Genomic DNA, 15,788 nt, shown 5'->3' with positions numbered 1-15,788 from the left:
ATTTGCCCTCCCTTTACCGTCATCGATAGGTATGCTACAATGACATTAAATTAATTTTTCAACATGGCTGACCTCCTGCTGCGAACAGGGGGTCTTTTATTTTGCAGTTGTGAATTCCAATCCATAGACATCGGATAAATAATCTTCAAGGTTGTCCTTCAAAATCATTTCTTCTCCATCAATCACGATGTCATCACCTTCGAGAATTTCATAGCCGAAGTAATCCGTCCCGTTATGCTCCGGCTGATCCATCGCATTCGGATAGCCTGTCCGCTCGATTTGTTCAATGATAGGATGATCACACATACTTGAACCTCCCTTCTATATGTATTGGTGCTTCATTTGCACCGTCCCAGGTCGGGGTAATGGCAATTGAAAAGGGGGATGAGACCCCGGCCCAGGACGGCAAAAATGAAATTTGCCGCATCATCAGGATGATGATAGAATATTTGTTGACCCTTAGTTTTCCATAGGAGCAGTGAGTTGTTCGGTCCCCACCAGCACTCACTGCTTTTTCTTTTTGGCGTAGTTAACTGCTGTTTCAAATCTTCCTATAATGGCATTTACATCAACTGTTTTCTTCCCGGTTTTTTCAGCCAATTCAATTTCCTGTTGTATTCCTACCCAGAAGACTATTGCTGTTTCGTTTGTTATTTGATCCTCGATAACCAGTTCAATCATTTGGTCAAACTTTTCAGCTTTCTTCACTTCGCAACCTCCTTACTTTTTAGATTTATTCCTGAGCAAAAGGTACTTCTCCGTTTTTGAAAGCTTCAACCAATCCCCTGCTTTAGTTCGCATGTATTCTCACCACCAGGCCTCTTAGTGAATTTCTTCCAAGCAAATAATTTAGCTTGCTAATTTGCTGATCAACTTCCTCTTTCTTCTTATGAAGCTTCTCCAGTTCATTTAGTGAACTTAGAAGATTGGAAGCTGCGAGTTTTGCTTCTTTTAAATCACCTTTCATCAAGTTCTCTTCCACCCGGCTGATGTTGGTCCAAGATGCCCTGTATTCATTTGTTACTGTTCTTGCATCGTTGGGTAAAAACTGGTCTCTGTTCATTTCTTGATGAACCTCCTCTGTATTAACTTCACTTTGTGCTGGGTCCAAACTTTCACCCATGATATTCCGTACTCTTTGCATACAACCGCGACATAATGGTTTAGTGCTGTGATTGCATCGATGCTCTCCAGGAGAGATTTTTCAATTTCTTCTATATCCAAACGTTCGATGCATCTAGGATTCACAGTGAGCTTTTCTGAAGCCTTCCTAATGGATAGGATAGCTTCTTCAAGCTCTTCCTTTGTCTTCATGGTGACAGTCATCCTATGTAGGTCGGCTGCGTCTCCATCAAGTTTCATGGGACCCCAACCGATATACTCTGCAGCTGCTTCCATCGCAACGAATGGATTGTTATGTTTTTCGGTGTAGTACTTGGTCAATTCTGGCTGAACTTGGTAACGGCCGTTCTCCTGTTGGGAAATCGATTCCCGGGAGCCGTAATATTCATCGAATGTCATTTCTAGTTGTGTGATACCGGCTTCTTTCCGGGCCGTTCTGGCAGCCAGCGTGGCTCTACCATTCGGCATCACTCAACACCTCCTTTCTACCATTTTCCATTGGAATAAAATGCTAATATTTTTGTAGATGCTAGATTGCTTTTCTATCAGATTTTGATTCATGCTTGAGGATGATTTTTATTTGCTTACCGGTATGCCTGGAGAGAATCCTCTCCACGACAGTTTTTATACGTTCTGCTTTTTCCGGAGTAATGACAACTGGTTGAAAGTCTTTTTTCACGTCGGGATCCTCCTTCTTATTAGTTGATTTGAATGACTTGCTGCTGGCACATTTCGCTTAACTCAAGCTGTACCTCTTTGATGATCGCTGGGACATCTGCATAACTGATGTTGTTTTCTGACAGAACTGAGATGATTTGTTTTACAATTTGTTCCTTTTGTTTTGGACTCATGTTGAACCTCCTTTTATGCTAAATTTGATTTTTGTTGCTTTTCGCTACAATTGTTTTCAAAAAAAAGTACCCATTCAAATCCCACTACCTTTGCTATTTCTTGGGCTACACTAACACTTGGTCGCCTAGCACCGGATTCAATTTGGGAATAATATGGCCTTTTTATTTGAGCTCCCTTTGCAACATCTTCCTGCGTAAGGTTGGCAGCGATCCTTTTTTCTTGAAGCCAGATTCTTGGTTTCACGATATCACCTCTATTTTTTGTAGCGTTTCGCTACTTCTTAAGTATTAATATACAGTAGCGTTTTGCTACAGTCAACTATTATTGTATCATTTCGCTACAAATATTTTAATGTAGCATTATGCTACTGTATAATTTAGACAAATAGATTGAAATGAGGACAAAATATGCTAGGGGATAGATTGAAGAAATTAAGAAATAGCAAAGGTTGGACTCAAGAAGATGTCGCAAAAAAGCTAGGTATGTCTAGAGGAACTTATGCTCATTATGAGATAAATAAACGCCAGCCTGACTATGAAACATTGAAGACAATATCAACTTTGTATGAAGTAAGTATAGATTTCCTTTTAACTGGCGAAGATCAACAAGGCTCGAGCGATGAAATGTGGAAGGAAATTCTGGACCCCAAGACCCAGATTTTCTTTAAAGATTTGATGAGTGCCCCAGAAGAGAAGATTGCTGAATTAATAAAAATTTGGGAAATTATTAAGGATAGAGACAGAAAGTAGCACGCACTGCGTGTTTTCTTTTTCGGTAACACTGGGTTATTTACCCTGAATTACATATAAACTACATTTTAGGGAGAGGTTTACATGAAAGTATCAACAATTTTAAAGTGGGTATCAGGTGGTTTGGAAGCCTTGCTTGGTATTCCAGTACTCGGGGGCGCGATTGTTATATCAATGGCCTGGACCCCATTAATGATCATGGCAATCCTACATATTGTAACGATTGTATTTGCAGCACGGGAAGGACAAGCAAAAGCTGGGAACATCTTAGGACTCATAACCTCGTTACTGGCTTGGATTCCTTTCGTTGGAATGATCATGCACATCATATCGGCTGTTCTAATTATGGTGGAAGCTTATAAATCGAATCAAAGGGTACAAACTTTGAGTTAATTAGACTCTAGGATTACTAAGGCAATAGATATTAAGTAAAAAGTCCTTAGAAAAATATCTATTAATACAATACAAAAAAGGGGAAGTCAAAATGGCAAAAGAAAAAGTAAAAAAACCATTCTACAAAAAGTGGTGGGTATGGGTTATTGCAATTCTCATTATCGGTGGGATGGCTACCGGAGGAGAAGAAGATTCAGCTGAACCAGCAGCAACGAAGGCCAGCACAGAAGAAACAAAATCAGAAACAGCTTCTGCTGAACCAGAAGAAAATAAAGAGGAAACAAAAAAAGAAGATACTAAGAAAGAAGAAACAAAGCCTGAGGATAATGTTCCTAGCGAACACAAGTCCGCTTTGAAAAAAGCTGAATCGTACGCAAAGACTATGCACATGTCCAAATTAGCCATTTCTGAGCAATTAACCTCTGAATATGGTGAAAAATTTTCAGCAGAAGCTGCCGAGTATGCAATGAGTAAACTAGAATATGATTGGAAGAAGAACGCGTTAAAAAAAGCTGAGTCCTATTCAGATGACATGCAAATGTCAAAACAAGGAATATATGACCAACTTATCTCTGAGGCCGGCGAGAAATTCACCAAAGAAGAGGCACAGTACGCGATTGACAACATCAAAGCAGATTTTAAGAAAAACGCTTTAGCAAAAGCAAGAAGTTATCAGGAAACAATGAGTATGTCGCCTGAAGCGATAAGAGATCAGCTGACTTCTGAAGCTGGTGAAAAATTCACGCAAGAAGAAGCAGATTATGCAATCGCAAATTTAAAATAATAAAAGTGACAAGCCCGTCCTTGGGCTTTTCTTTTAAACATTTAATCGAACATATATTTGATGGTAACTAATTGGAATTACCTAACGCTTTCCAGGATAATTAGGACTTACATCAAGAATAACTTTATTACCTAACCTGTTAATATATAAAACTATATTTATGGGGGTTTTAATATGTTATATGTTCCAATTTTAAAATGTAAACAAGGCGAGAAAGATGCACTCTTCACCTTAAATGCAAGTGTTAAAGACAAAGTAGTCCCGCTCTTAGAAGTCACGCCAGATGTAATGGCAAAGGGATCATTCTGTGGAGTTGAAGATTTTTGGAGAGACCGCCCATTCTTCTTGGATGTATCTCCTGAGTTATGGGAAGAAACTTCAGATGATGATTATTTGGGGTTGTTGGGAAAGTGCAACAAGGATCATGCTATACCAGTGATTAAGTTAGCAGATAGCGATGAACTAGTGACTACTTTGCAAAAGGATTCACTAAATGGTGTTGCTTTAAGGCTTTTTCTTGAGGAAATATTGGACGACATGTTTGATACAATGTTCACTGAACGAATTTCTGAGCTTAACTTATCTCAGACGGATATCATAATTGATGCTCAATTTATAGATCCTTCAAAGATAAATGAAGCAACATTCCTAATTAAAGGTGCCCTTGACGCAATTGAAGGTATTGAAAGTTTTAGAAGAGTCATATTTGCAAGTAATTCATTTCCCAATACCATGGATGTAGAGCGTTACGACTTAACAACATTTCCTAGAGTGGAGTCAAAGATATATGAAAAAATTAAGTCGCATTTAAATAAATTGAACGTTCCACTTGTATATGCAGACTACGCAGTTAACCACTGGAGTTTCTTTGAATTTATAGTGGGTATACAGCCATCTTTCAATATCCGTTACTCAACTGGGGACCATTATGTGGTTTACAAAGGGGATACAAATAAAAAAGGTGGACTCAAGATTGATAAGGTACAAGTTGGTTGTCAAAAAATTGTCGAGTCACCATACTACTTCGGTAAAGACTTTTCATGGGGAGATAATGAAATAAACGAAAAAGCAAGCGGAGAGTCTACCAAATCAGGTAACCTAACAACATGGCGTTCAATTGGAACTAATCACCATATTACGTTTATAGTAGATCTTCTCTCCACCCAGTCCTAGTTTTTAGTGTTTCTCGAGTAAATTCTTTTAAATCTTTTATTGGGATAAATGAAGTTGCCAGTTCTTTGAGACCTGCTTTGTCTTTATTAGAATAACCCCTAACTTTATTTTGTTTTAAAAACGATTTTATTTCAGGGGTCCAAAGTAGGTCTAAAAGGTTGGTGGCAACAATGTGTTGGTTTCTGCGACTCGCTCTTATTCGTTTAAGAGAGACGTGGTTGAAACGATTGATGTAAGCAACTTCAATCCCCCAGTAGTCTGGAACAAATTCATGAATCTTATCAGCGAATTTTTCACCTACAATAATGGTGTTTTTATCAAATGTCTTGTCATAGCATATTACCTGATTCGGTAAACGCTCCAGGCTGTCGTGATCACTCTTTATTTCATAACCAAGTAATACCCCATTAGCAACTGCGATATCTGCTCTGGCTAAACCATCACAGATTCCAAGTTCTTCAATAACACGATAGTGTTTACCTTGATTTTCTTTATGGATTTTTTCAATTAATTTTGCTCTGATATCAAAATCAGTTAGCATATTTGTTTCACTCCAATTTTTTGTTCATTTAAATATTACCATTAGGCTTTCCTATTTAGAATAGATAATTAAAATTCGCTAAAAAAACTGTCTGGAATTCTAGGCATTTTTATTATAACATAAACAGAACATACGTTCCCAACCGGAGGGTTAAATGAAGTATAATACATCTTTATTAGAGGATTGGATTGAGAGTTTTTATGTAAGAATCGACATCTATCAACCTCACCAATTGGATTTGCACACCGTAGCAAATCGACTTGGCTATTCAGTCATTTACAGGGATATTTCTAGTCGTTTCTATAACGATTCAGTCATCATAGACGTGCGATTGTCACCCCAAGAGCAATGGCAGGAATTTGCTCATGAGGTGTGCCATTTGGAGCGACACGCAGGTAACCAGCTGGCCATGCCGAAGCCATTTGTTGAGCTTCAGGAATATCAGGCGAATCTATTTGCTTACCATTTCTGTGTTCCGACTTTTATGCTGCTGAGTCTACAAATCCCAGAGAATAAAAAACAAGCAATCTACTTTATTGCTAATACATTTTTTGTGACCTTGGAATTTGCAGAGCAACGCTTAAATTTATTTTGGAGTAAGATAAATGCTTTTAATCAGATTGGAGATGTAAAGAAATGAATAAGGAAAATTTTATACAGATGCCCCTCCAGGAAGCAATTGATGCTGAAAAGACAAGAAAGGAAATGTTGTAAAAATACCTATCATTGAAAGTATACAAGAGATTAATGGAGAGCTTATTGCCGTGGTAGAAGGTTATGAGGATCCGCCTGAATTTAACCCTGCAAATAAATCCTCAATTAAACACTAGGAGGGAAAATCTTGAGAGTTGCCATTTATGTCCGTGTTAGTACCGATGAACAGGCAAAACACGGTTACTCTATTGCCGCGCAGGAAGAACGCCTTCTTGCCTACTGCACTTCCCAGGACTGGGAAGTAGTTAAAATGTATAAGGATGAAGGATTCTCTGCCAAGGACCTGCAGAGGCCAAAACTTCAGAGATTACTAGGCGATTTAAAATCCGGTATGTTTGATGTTGTCCTGGTATATCGTCTTGATCGCTTAACCAGGTCAGTGCTCGATCTCTACAGGCTCTTGGCTGAATTTGATGAGCATGAAGTAAAATTCAAATCCGCTACAGAGATTTATGATACGACAACCGCAACAGGCAGGCTGTTTATCACCTTGGTTGCTGCTCTTGCTCAGTGGGAAAGGGAAAATTTAGGCGAGCGAGTAAAAATGGGGATGCTCAAAAAGGCGAACCTTGGAGAATGGCTGGGAGGTACTGCTCCCTATGGATACATACAGAAAAACGGAAAGTTTCAAGTAGTACTAGAAGAAAAGAAGATTGTACAGAGAATTTTCAAGATGGCCAGGACCATGGGAATGGACCGGATAGCCAGGATTCTGAATCAAACTTCACGCACTCGCAAGGGAGCTGAGTGGGCTGGATACACTGTCCAATACATTGCTAAAAATCCCGTATATATCGGTAAATTCAGATTCAACAACGAAAGACATCAGCTTCGCCTCCCTCTTTCAGAACAGCAGCTGTTCGATGCTGATATTGAGAAAATCATCGACGAGGATGAATTTTGGGATTTGCAGGCACTTTTGGATCAAAGAAAGGAATCCAAAGGTCGAGGAATGACTGGGGGCTATTACTTCACTTCTATCCTCAAGTGTGGAAAATGTGGCGCTCCGATGCAGGGTACCTCTTACCATTATAAGAATCCCAAAAGAACTGTTAAATTCTATCGATGCAGCAATAAGACAAAGGGACGCTCCTGCAGTATGCCCAGCATCCAGGAAGACAGAATGACAGATGAGTTAATGAAATCTTTTTCTAAGTTGGTTTATGCCTGGATTCAACCTGATAATATTATTCAGAAGTCAGAAGCTCAATCAAAGGACGAAGTTGATATAGAGTTAGCTACTATTCAGCGAACAATGGAAAAATATAAAATGATGTTTATCAATGACTTAATCGACATCGAGGAGCTCAATTCGAAAACTCAGCTACTCCGACAAAAAGAAAAAGAACTGAAGGACAGAATCACAAAAGACTCCCCTTCCCCAGTTGCATATTCATTTGAAGAATTGGAACAACTTATAGAGAACTTTCCCCGTCTCTGGGACATGTCTACAGATGAAGAACGCAAAATTCTCCTACGGGAGATTTTTGAGGATATTGTCATTGATTCTGATGAGAACGCAAAGACCAGTCCAGGGAACCCTAAACCATTCTGGATTGAAAGCGCAAAATAAGCAGGCGTACGTTATGTACACCTGCTTTTTATTATGTCAGGGGAAGCAATTATGGGAGCCAATGTCGTGCGAGACTTCCTTGCAAGTGTTACCGATGTGATTGGCGGCAGAAGTTCGGCCTATGAGAACAAGCTTGCCGAGGGCCGCGAAATTGCGATTCGAGAAATGGAAGATAAAGCCCGCCGCCTGGGTGCAAATGCCATAATTGGTGTCGACCTCGATTTTGAAACATTGCGGGAAGGCATGATGATGTGCATCGCTACAGGTACTGCGGTTTATATTAAAGAATAAAAGGTTAAGGGCCAGGCAGAGTGCCAGGCCCTTCTTCTTGCTTTGAATTAACCCTGTCGTTTTTTAAAATGGGCAAGTACAAGTCCGTTGCCTACAACTGAGTCATTCTGCCGCTTGAAGCCTAGTTTTTCATAAAGCTTTGTTGCCGGCTTGTTGTCTGCACCTGTTGAAACGAGCATCTCTGAGTATCCAATCTGTTCTAATTGAAAAATCAGCTTTTTGGCAATACCTCTGCGGAAAAAGTCAGGGTGAACCATCATCCGATGGATATCGATAACTTTCCCTTCTTTCTTAAAAGAGAGCGCCCCAGCAAGCCTGCCTTCCATATAATAGCCAATGAAGGTTTCTCCACAATCCTGAAGCTGCTCGAATGTTTCCTTTAACGGCGGGATTTCATCTGTGCCGATTAGATCTGCTTCTATTTTGTATGATTTTCTCTGCAGCTCCAGCACCTCGGCACACTCCATAATAACATTAAGATTGATATGCCTGAATTCAGGCAAGAATCCGCTGTCTTTTATTTTGTTTATAATCAGCTTTTGCCTTTCTGTTAACGAAGGCAGGCTGTTTAACGGGAAAAAGCGCAGGTCCTTGCTCTCCCCATCATTCATCTTCAGCTCGCCTTCCCAATACTCGCAGGCATACAAAGCGATCGCATTATATATCTCATCGCCATTAGGATATCGGAAATAGTATTCTTCCCCGGCAACCATTTCTAAAAATTTCAGCCTTTTTAAATGCAGACCTGTTTCCTCGAGTAATTCCCTGCGTGCCGTTTCCTGAAAGCTTTCTCCAGGTTCCATCGCCCCTCCCGGAATTCCCCACCTGCCTGTATCAGTCCTTAGCTGCAGCAATACTTCATATTCCCTAGTGAAAACAAACACAGCGGAACCGACCAGAATGAGAGGCCTGCTGCCAATAAGTGCGCGGATTTCTTTAATATAGTCGCTCATGGTCTCCCCCATTACAAAAAATCTCCTATTTCATTTATACTAAGTAAAGCATACGTAAAATTGTTGTGTTTTGAAAGGAGCAATCATGAAATCATTAGTACTTGCAGAAAAACCAAGTGTTGCCCGTGAACTCGCGCGTGTACTTGGCTGCAATAAAAGTCATAAAAGCTATTTCGAAGGAAATCAATATATCGTCACCTGGGCGCTCGGCCATTTGATTGAATTGAAAATGCCTGAGAATTACGACCCAAAATATAAGGTTTGGAAGCTTGAGGAGCTGCCGATCATCCCGGATAAAATGGGATTGAAGGTGATCAAGCAGACGAGCCATCAATACAAAGCCATTGAACACCTTGCTGAACGCAAGGATGTCGGTGAATTCATTATCGCCACCGACGCCGGGCGTGAGGGTGAGCTGGTCGCCAGGTGGATTCTCCAGCGCATCAACTGGAAGAAACCAATCAAGCGATTGTGGATTTCCTCACAGACGGACCGCGCCATCAAGGACGGTTTTAAAAACCTCAAGCCTGGCAAGCAGTATGAGAATTTGTATGAATCTGCTGTCTGCCGTGCAGAGGCTGACTGGCTGATTGGTTTGAATGTTTCAAGGGCATTGACAACGAAATTCAAGGACCCTTTATCTGCTGGCCGTGTCCAGACACCAACACTCGCCATGGTTCTGGAGCGCGAGGATGAAATCAATAAGTTCGTGCCTAAGGAATACTGGACACTCCAGGCGAAGGTCGGCTCTTTGAATGCTGAATGGGAGCATAATGGCGAAAAACGGATATTTTCAAAGGAAAAAGCAGAACAAATTCAAAAGAAGCTAACCAATAAGAAGGCTTTGCTGCAATCGCTGGACCGCAAACAAAAATCAGAACCTCAGCCGCTTCCTTATGACCTGACGGAACTGCAGCGTGACGCCAATAAGCGTTTTGGCTTTTCGGCAAAGAAAACATCCAATGTCCTGCAGGGATTGTATGAACAGCATAAGCTCGTCACCTATCCGCGTACGGACTCGCGCTATTTAACGACCGATATGGAAGCGACAATGGCGGACCGCCTGCAGGGAATCATGTCCGGCTATCGTGACGAAGCGAAGCCTGCCCTTGCCCAAAAAGGAAAAGTTCAGGCGCGCCGGGTATTCAATAATGAAAAAGTAACCGACCACCATGCGATCATCCCGACAGAGGAGCGGCTTCACCTTGCCGATTTATCACCGGATGAACGGAAGCTGTATGATTTGATCGTCCGCCGATTCCTGGCTTTATTTTACCCGGCTTATCAGTATGAAGTAATCCATGCTAATTTCGATGTCGAAGGGGAATCACTGTCAGCTCGGGAAACGAATATCATTGAAAGCGGCTTTAAAAAGGTTCTCGGGAAAGACGAGGATGATGCAGGTACACAATCTTTGGGCCATCTTGAAAGAGGCAAGAGCTACTCAGTTGGCCAGATTAGCATGAATAAAAAAATGACCGAACCGCCGCTTCGATTGTCAGAATCGGATATCCTGGCAAAAATGGAGAAATTCGGGCTCGGCACTCCGGCAACGCGTGCGGAGATCATTGAGCGTATCATATCGTCAGAGGTCGTGGAAAGACAGAACGGCCGCCTGTATCCAACGAAAAAAGGCAAGCAGCTCATCGACCTGGTGAATGATGAACTGACTTCCCCTGAACTGACGGCAAAATGGGAAAAGGAACTTGAAGAAATCGCCCGCGGAAAAGGTGATCCGAAGGCGTTCAAGAAACGGATCCGTGAACAGACGGCCCTGCTTGTATCCGAAATCAAGACGAGCGATAAAACCTACCGCGCCCATAACTTGACAGGCTCGAAATGTCCTGAGTGCGGTGAATTCATGAAGGAACGCAAGACAAAGGAAGGACGCATCCTTGTCTGCTCAAGCCCCGAGTGCAGCTTCCGCAAGCATAAGGATCCAAAGCTTTCACAAAGACGCTGTCCTCAGTGCCATAAACGAATGGAAATCCACAACGGCAAGGCAGGCGCCTACTTCCAGTGCCGCCGCTGCAATGTCGTTGAAAAGGCAGAGGATAGAAAGAATAAAGGCGTATCCAAGCGTGAAGAACGCAAGCTGAAGGAAAAATACTCGCCATCCCAGGAAAACTTCGGCACCAGCCTTGGAGACTTGCTGAAGGCAGCAATGGAAGATAAAGATTAAAACTCTATAGTAATACCCAAAGCGGCCCTCGTGCCGCTTTTTTTAATCGATAGCATGTTAAACGCAAACTATTGAAGATTAAACTTGTAAAAAATTCCTTGGGAGTAGTATGATATTCGTTGGTTGTCATTCAAAGATATAGGCTCTTTTCGCAAACCTTGTTGCTCTCTCAACCAAAAGTAAAAACCGGCACCTGGTTTTTACGAGTACTAAAGCAATCTTGATTCAGAGGTCTCCTCGGAAAGAGCCCCGACACCTTTTTTAGCGAGATTTTAGTATATGTACGTAAAGCAACACTCAATGCGAAAACAGCTTTTAGATAAAAGGAGTAACATCATGAGGATTAGGGATTGGGATCGAAACTTGAAGATTCGCTTGTTTGGCGAGGCTTTAATGAATATAACATTTTGGATGTTTTTCCCGTTTTTAACGATTTATTTTGCGGAAAGTTTCGGGAAGGGCAACGCGGGCTTCCTGCTCGTCTTATCCCAGGTCTTTTCGGTATTCGCCAATTTGATGGGCGGGTATACCGCCGACCGGTTCGGGCGCAAACGGATGATGGTGATTTCAGCTTTTGGCCAGGGAATTGCCTTTCTTGTTTTTGCCTATGCGGTTTCACCATGGTTCACCTCGCCGCTGCTCGGGTTCATCTGCTTTACGCTCGTCGGGATGTTCGGCTCTATTTACTGGCCGGCCAGCCAGGCGATGGTTGCGGACGTGGTCCCTGAAAAAGACCGCAGCAGTGTATTCGCGATTTTTTATACGCAGATCAATATTGCTGTTGTTGTCGGCCCGATTCTCGGAGCCATTTTTTATGTCAAGTACCGGTTTGAATTAATGATAGCGGTCGCAATCATCTCCATCCTGCTTGCGCTAGTCCTCGCAAAATGGACGCGTGAAACAGTACCTGCTTCAGCAAGGCAGGCACGTGCGGAAAATGGGAAATGGTATGACTTCCTTAAAGAGCAGATCGCTGATTACAAGGTCATTATCCAGGATAAGGTTTTTCTCATGTTCATTATCGCAGGGATTTTAGCGGCGCAAACATTCATGCAGCTTGATTTGCTATTCCCTGTTTACACAAAGGATACAGTGCATAATCAAACCGTGCTTGAACTTGGCAGCAAGGTATTCACCGTCAATGGCGAGCAGGCTTTCGGAGTGATTCTTTCTGAAAATGGCTTGCTGGTAGCCCTCTTTACTGTCGTTGTAACAAGATGGGTGACCCGTTTCCGCGAACGAAACGTGTTTGTATTGTCCTCGCTCATTTATGCTGTGGCGATTTTGATGTTCGGTGCGACAAATTGGATTTGGGGCTTAATTGCAGCAATGGCTGTGTTCACGTTGGCTGAGCTGATGACAGCCGGGCTGCAGCAAACCTTCATTTCCAACCTGGCACCTGAACAAATGCGCGGCCAGTATTTTGCCGCCGCTTCATTGCGATATACGATAGGCAGGACGATTGCACCGATCAGCATCCCGCTCACTGTCTGGATCGGTTACGGCTGGACGTTCACCATCCTCAGCATTCTCGCCTTTTTGAGCGCGGTACTGTTCTGGGTGATGTTCCGGATGTATGACAGTAAGAAGGCTGCCGGTGTTTGAGCGAAATTATTAAATTGAAATACGGATTTTAGTATGAATGAATTAGTAAGTTGGTCGATATATTTAGATTTTAGCTGATATATCGCAAAAAGTGGTCGATATATTTGGATTTTAGCCAATATATCAATTAGAAAGTACAAACATAGGATGATGAAGTCTATTAAAAATTCCAAACACATAAAAAATCCATGCAGAAGCGGATGCTGCATGGATTTTTATTTATTATTTCACCTTTGCCTCGCTATATTTAAAGGTCATGAACACAAATAGCAGGAAGCTGAGAAGCAAAGTGGATCCGCCGACGATATAAAACACCATGGTGAAAGTTTCTGGCAGCGGGAATGGTTTCACGTTATAAAGCCACATGCCCAGAGTCAAGCCGAAGCTCCCAATGATTGCTGTCCAGACATGAAATAATGCTATTTTTGAAGTTCTGGGCACGACATAAGAACGGTAGTAACTTGAGAAAGCAAACAGACTAAGCCAGCCAACAACCAGTATATGTGCATGGACCGGGCGGATGGCATAACTGCCGGCACCAGCCATATGCGAACCGAGGAATGCACCAATGAAAGCATAGATCGCTGATAACCGCAATAAAACTACATCAAATTTCATCTCTTAGTAACCTCCTATACCCCTTTTTATACCGCTCTATTTTACCCTACGCTGCTGCCTTGATGCTAGTTTGATAGGCTAGCAATTTTAGACAGGTAAAGAGCGTCCATTTACGGCGCTATAATGTCTAGTTAAGTCGAATGACTTAAGTTTCTTTTTTCCTATAAAATCGTTACAATGTAAAAGAAGATTCAGAAAAGGAGCGAAATAAATGAGTGACTTTCAAACCAATTTAGAAAAATATGCTGACCTTGCTGTCAAGGTTGGCGTTAACATCCAGAAGGACCAAACGCTTGTCATCAATACAACGATTGACTCTGCAGAGTTTGTCCGTCTTGTTGTGAAAAAAGCGTACGAAGCCGGCGCTAAAAATGTTGTAGTAAACTGGAATGATGATGTTGTGAACAGGACGAAGTACGACCTTGCACCAGATGAGGCGTTTGCGGAATATCCTGAATGGCGCGCACGCGAAGTAGAAGACCTTGCAGAGAACGGCGCTGCTTTCATGTCAATCGTTTCTTCTAGTCCTGACTTATTGAAAGGTGTGAAGTCTGAGCGCATCGCCAACTTCCAAAAAGCCGCTGGTACCGCACTTTCAAAATACCGTAAATACATACAGTCCGATAAAGTAAGCTGGACAGTCATTGCCGCTCCTTCTGAAGGATGGGCAAAAATGGTGTTCCCTGAGGAAACTGCGGAAACAGCTGTGCAGAAGCTTTGGGATGCAATTTTCAAAGCAGTCCGTGTGGATACACAAGATCCGGTTGCTGCATGGAAAGATCATGATGCTTCTCTTCATAAAAAGGTTGATTACCTGAACAGCAAGCGTTACAAGAAGCTTCACTATAAAGCACCAGGTACAGACCTGACAGTCGAGCTTCCAGAAAAGCATATCTGGGTTGGCGCTGGCAGCGTGAACGAGCAAGGCAACGAGTTCATGGCCAACATGCCAACTGAAGAAGTCTTCTCAGTTCCGTTAAAAACTGGCGTGAACGGGTATGTTTCAAGCACTAAGCCGCTTAGCTACGGGGGAAACATCATCGACAACTTTAAGCTCACTTTTGAAAATGGAAAAATCGTCGGCGTTGAAGCAGAAGAAGGCGAAGAAATCCTGAAGCAGCTCGTGGCGACTGATGAAGGTTCACACTATCTTGGTGAGGTTGCCCTTGTACCATTCAACTCGCCGATTTCTCAATCAAATGTATTATTCTTCAACACATTGTTTGATGAAAACGCGTCAAACCACTTCGCAATCGGAAGTGCTTACGCATTCTGCGTAGAAGGCGGCAAGACGATGTCTTCAGAAGAACTGGCTGAAAACGGCCTGAACGAAAGCATCACGCACGTAGACTTCATGATCGGTTCCGATAAAATGGACATCGACGGCATCACAGCAGATGGATCTGCTGAGCCAGTGTTCCGCAATGGAGACTGGGCTTTGTAAGATTGGAAATGTATAAGCAAACAGCCGGACATTTCACTCTGTTCGGCTGTTTTTTACGTGTTCGGGAAATCTCAATTACAGAAGTGAGACCTGCTCCTGACAGCTCTTGCTCTCTTCCTCTCCAACCCGCCCGAACTTGGCTTTACTTCTGACAACTTTTACTCTAACCTCCTCAAACCTGTCTTAATTCCTTCGTTTTCTTGACAGCTTTTCTGCTTTCGCACTCAAACCTGTCTTAATTCCTTCGTTTTCTTGACAGCTTTTCTGCTTTTGCAACCAATCCTGTCTTAGTCCAGAATTAACTCTGCCACCATATCCACCCCTTCTCCTTACTTGCCCAGTTTCTGCTGCCTGCTAGTTCGTTTCGAAACTACATTAACCAAAATATAAACTTCCTTTTCCCTTATGCACCAGATATCACTGTGCTATAATGAAGTTACCAAGCAATCATTACATATAACATTAGATATATTGTTAACCTATTTGTTATCTGGGGGCGACGTCTTGATCCAATTACAAATTATTGTGACGGGTGAGGTTCAGGGTGTGGGGTATCGGTATTATACTCAAATGAAGGCGATCCAGTTTGGCATTACTGGCTGGGTGAAGAACCTGCAGGAGGGCGGCGTTGAAATCCTTGCTTCTGGTTCCAGACCTGACCTTGAAAAGTTCATCGATGAAGTACGGAGGGGCAATCCTTTCTCCACTGTTGACCATATTGAAGTGAACGAAACAGAGAAAACCGAAACCTATAAGTCATTCGCAATAAAATATTAAAAAGGCAGAGGAGCCAT

Annotated in this window: 20 protein-coding genes and 2 pseudogenes; 11 read left to right on the top strand and 11 right to left on the bottom strand. The window is 42.3% G+C overall.

Annotation, left to right across the window (positions count from 1 at the left end; genetic code table 11):
* Positions 1-96: 96 nt before the first annotated feature.
* The 7 genes from J7E35_RS12720 to J7E35_RS12690 form a co-directional block, all read right to left on the bottom strand.
* Positions 97-306, bottom strand: coding sequence for a YqaI family protein (locus J7E35_RS12720; RefSeq protein ID WP_214780255.1), 210 nt, complete (start codon positions 304-306; stop codon positions 97-99).
* A gap of 198 nt (positions 307-504) precedes the next feature.
* Positions 505-708 carry a hypothetical protein gene (locus J7E35_RS12715; RefSeq protein WP_214780254.1) on the bottom strand — a complete coding sequence of 68 codons (204 nt, stop codon included), beginning with the start codon at positions 706-708 and terminating at the stop codon, positions 505-507.
* A gap of 82 nt (positions 709-790) precedes the next feature.
* The gene (locus tag J7E35_RS12710) at positions 791-1,063 is read right to left on the bottom strand and encodes a hypothetical protein (protein WP_214780253.1); all 273 of its coding nucleotides are present in this window, start codon (positions 1,061-1,063) and stop codon (positions 791-793) included.
* The gene (locus J7E35_RS12705) at positions 1,060-1,590 is read right to left on the bottom strand and encodes an XRE family transcriptional regulator (RefSeq protein ID WP_214780252.1); all 531 of its coding nucleotides are present in this window, start codon (positions 1,588-1,590) and stop codon (positions 1,060-1,062) included. Before J7E35_RS12705 ends, J7E35_RS12710 begins: the two co-directional genes overlap by 4 nt.
* Positions 1,591-1,651: 61 nt before the next feature.
* A complete protein-coding gene (locus J7E35_RS12700; RefSeq protein WP_214780250.1) occupies positions 1,652-1,801 on the bottom strand; it encodes a hypothetical protein in 150 nt (49 codons plus the stop codon).
* Positions 1,802-1,820: 19 nt separating this feature from the next.
* Complete coding sequence (locus tag J7E35_RS12695; protein WP_214780248.1) at positions 1,821-1,973, bottom strand: hypothetical protein; 153 nt, start codon at positions 1,971-1,973, stop codon at positions 1,821-1,823.
* A 13-nt stretch (positions 1,974-1,986) separates the two neighbouring features.
* A complete protein-coding gene (locus tag J7E35_RS12690; protein WP_214780246.1) occupies positions 1,987-2,217 on the bottom strand; it encodes a helix-turn-helix transcriptional regulator in 231 nt (76 codons plus the stop codon).
* Between the two features lie 179 nt (positions 2,218-2,396).
* Between J7E35_RS12690 and J7E35_RS12685 the strand changes: the two genes are divergently transcribed.
* From J7E35_RS12685 to J7E35_RS12670, 4 genes are all read left to right on the top strand, one after another.
* A complete protein-coding gene (locus J7E35_RS12685) occupies positions 2,397-2,723 on the top strand; it encodes a helix-turn-helix domain-containing protein (protein ID WP_251040939.1) in 327 nt (108 codons plus the stop codon).
* An 84-nt stretch (positions 2,724-2,807) separates the two neighbouring features.
* The gene (locus tag J7E35_RS12680) at positions 2,808-3,116 is read left to right on the top strand and encodes a hypothetical protein (protein WP_214780243.1); all 309 of its coding nucleotides are present in this window, start codon (positions 2,808-2,810) and stop codon (positions 3,114-3,116) included.
* Positions 3,117-3,207: 91 nt separating this feature from the next.
* Positions 3,208-3,900 (top strand): Ltp family lipoprotein, encoded by a 693-nt coding sequence (locus J7E35_RS12675; protein ID WP_214780241.1) that lies wholly within the window; start codon positions 3,208-3,210, stop codon positions 3,898-3,900.
* A 174-nt stretch (positions 3,901-4,074) separates the two neighbouring features.
* On the top strand, positions 4,075-5,073 hold the full coding sequence (locus J7E35_RS12670; RefSeq protein WP_214780239.1) for a beta family protein: 999 nt from the start codon (positions 4,075-4,077) through the stop codon (positions 5,071-5,073).
* On the opposite strand, the gene J7E35_RS12665 is transcribed toward J7E35_RS12670, so the two are convergent.
* Positions 5,042-5,614: a sce7726 family protein gene (locus J7E35_RS12665; protein WP_214780237.1), complete on the bottom strand. Its 573-nt coding sequence runs from the start codon at positions 5,612-5,614 to the stop codon at positions 5,042-5,044. The genes J7E35_RS12670 and J7E35_RS12665 overlap by 32 nt on opposite strands.
* A gap of 154 nt (positions 5,615-5,768) precedes the next feature.
* Between J7E35_RS12665 and J7E35_RS12660 the strand changes: the two genes are divergently transcribed.
* The 3 genes and pseudogenes from J7E35_RS12660 to J7E35_RS12650 form a co-directional block, all read left to right on the top strand.
* Positions 5,769-6,254 (top strand): ImmA/IrrE family metallo-endopeptidase, encoded by a 486-nt coding sequence (locus J7E35_RS12660; RefSeq protein ID WP_214780234.1) that lies wholly within the window; start codon positions 5,769-5,771, stop codon positions 6,252-6,254.
* Positions 6,255-6,455: 201 nt separating this feature from the next.
* A complete protein-coding gene (locus tag J7E35_RS12655) occupies positions 6,456-7,901 on the top strand; it encodes a recombinase family protein (RefSeq protein WP_214780232.1) in 1,446 nt (481 codons plus the stop codon).
* Positions 7,902-7,916: 15 nt separating this feature from the next.
* Positions 7,917-8,192 (top strand): annotated as a pseudogene (locus J7E35_RS12650) (YbjQ family protein); the annotation flags it as partial.
* A gap of 47 nt (positions 8,193-8,239) precedes the next feature.
* On the opposite strand, the gene J7E35_RS12645 reads toward J7E35_RS12650, so the two are convergent.
* Together J7E35_RS12645 and J7E35_RS12640 are read right to left on the bottom strand one after the other, a co-directional pair.
* Positions 8,240-8,659 carry a GNAT family N-acetyltransferase gene (locus tag J7E35_RS12645; RefSeq protein ID WP_214735749.1) on the bottom strand — a complete coding sequence of 140 codons (420 nt, stop codon included), beginning with the start codon at positions 8,657-8,659 and terminating at the stop codon, positions 8,240-8,242.
* A gap of 54 nt (positions 8,660-8,713) precedes the next feature.
* Positions 8,714-9,145 (bottom strand): annotated as a pseudogene (locus tag J7E35_RS12640) (NUDIX hydrolase); the annotation flags it as partial.
* A gap of 85 nt (positions 9,146-9,230) precedes the next feature.
* Here J7E35_RS12640 and J7E35_RS12635 point away from each other — a divergent pair.
* Both J7E35_RS12635 and J7E35_RS12630 read left to right on the top strand, forming a co-directional pair.
* A complete protein-coding gene (locus tag J7E35_RS12635; protein ID WP_214780228.1) occupies positions 9,231-11,327 on the top strand; it encodes a DNA topoisomerase III in 2,097 nt (698 codons plus the stop codon).
* 336 nt (positions 11,328-11,663) lie between these two features.
* Positions 11,664-12,932 (top strand): MDR family MFS transporter, encoded by a 1,269-nt coding sequence (locus J7E35_RS12630; protein ID WP_214780227.1) that lies wholly within the window; start codon positions 11,664-11,666, stop codon positions 12,930-12,932.
* A gap of 222 nt (positions 12,933-13,154) precedes the next feature.
* Here J7E35_RS12630 and J7E35_RS12625 read toward each other — a convergent pair whose 3' ends face one another.
* Positions 13,155-13,550 carry a hypothetical protein gene (locus tag J7E35_RS12625; protein ID WP_214780226.1) on the bottom strand — a complete coding sequence of 132 codons (396 nt, stop codon included), beginning with the start codon at positions 13,548-13,550 and terminating at the stop codon, positions 13,155-13,157.
* Between the two features lie 211 nt (positions 13,551-13,761).
* On the opposite strand from J7E35_RS12625, the gene J7E35_RS12620 reads away from it, so the two are divergent.
* Together J7E35_RS12620 and J7E35_RS12615 are read left to right on the top strand one after the other, a co-directional pair.
* Positions 13,762-14,994 (top strand): aminopeptidase, encoded by a 1,233-nt coding sequence (locus tag J7E35_RS12620; RefSeq protein WP_214780225.1) that lies wholly within the window; start codon positions 13,762-13,764, stop codon positions 14,992-14,994.
* A 504-nt stretch (positions 14,995-15,498) separates the two neighbouring features.
* Positions 15,499-15,771, top strand: a complete 273-nt coding sequence (locus J7E35_RS12615) for an acylphosphatase (protein ID WP_192469644.1) — start codon at positions 15,499-15,501, stop codon at positions 15,769-15,771.
* Positions 15,772-15,788: the final 17 nt, after the last annotated feature.

The organism is Bacillus sp. ISL-45, from assembly GCF_018613195.1.
Classification (GTDB): Bacteria; Bacillota; Bacilli; order Bacillales; family Cytobacillaceae; genus Mesobacillus.
The sequence above is the reverse complement of the archived record's forward strand: the minus strand, read 5'-3'. Positions and strand labels throughout refer to the sequence as shown.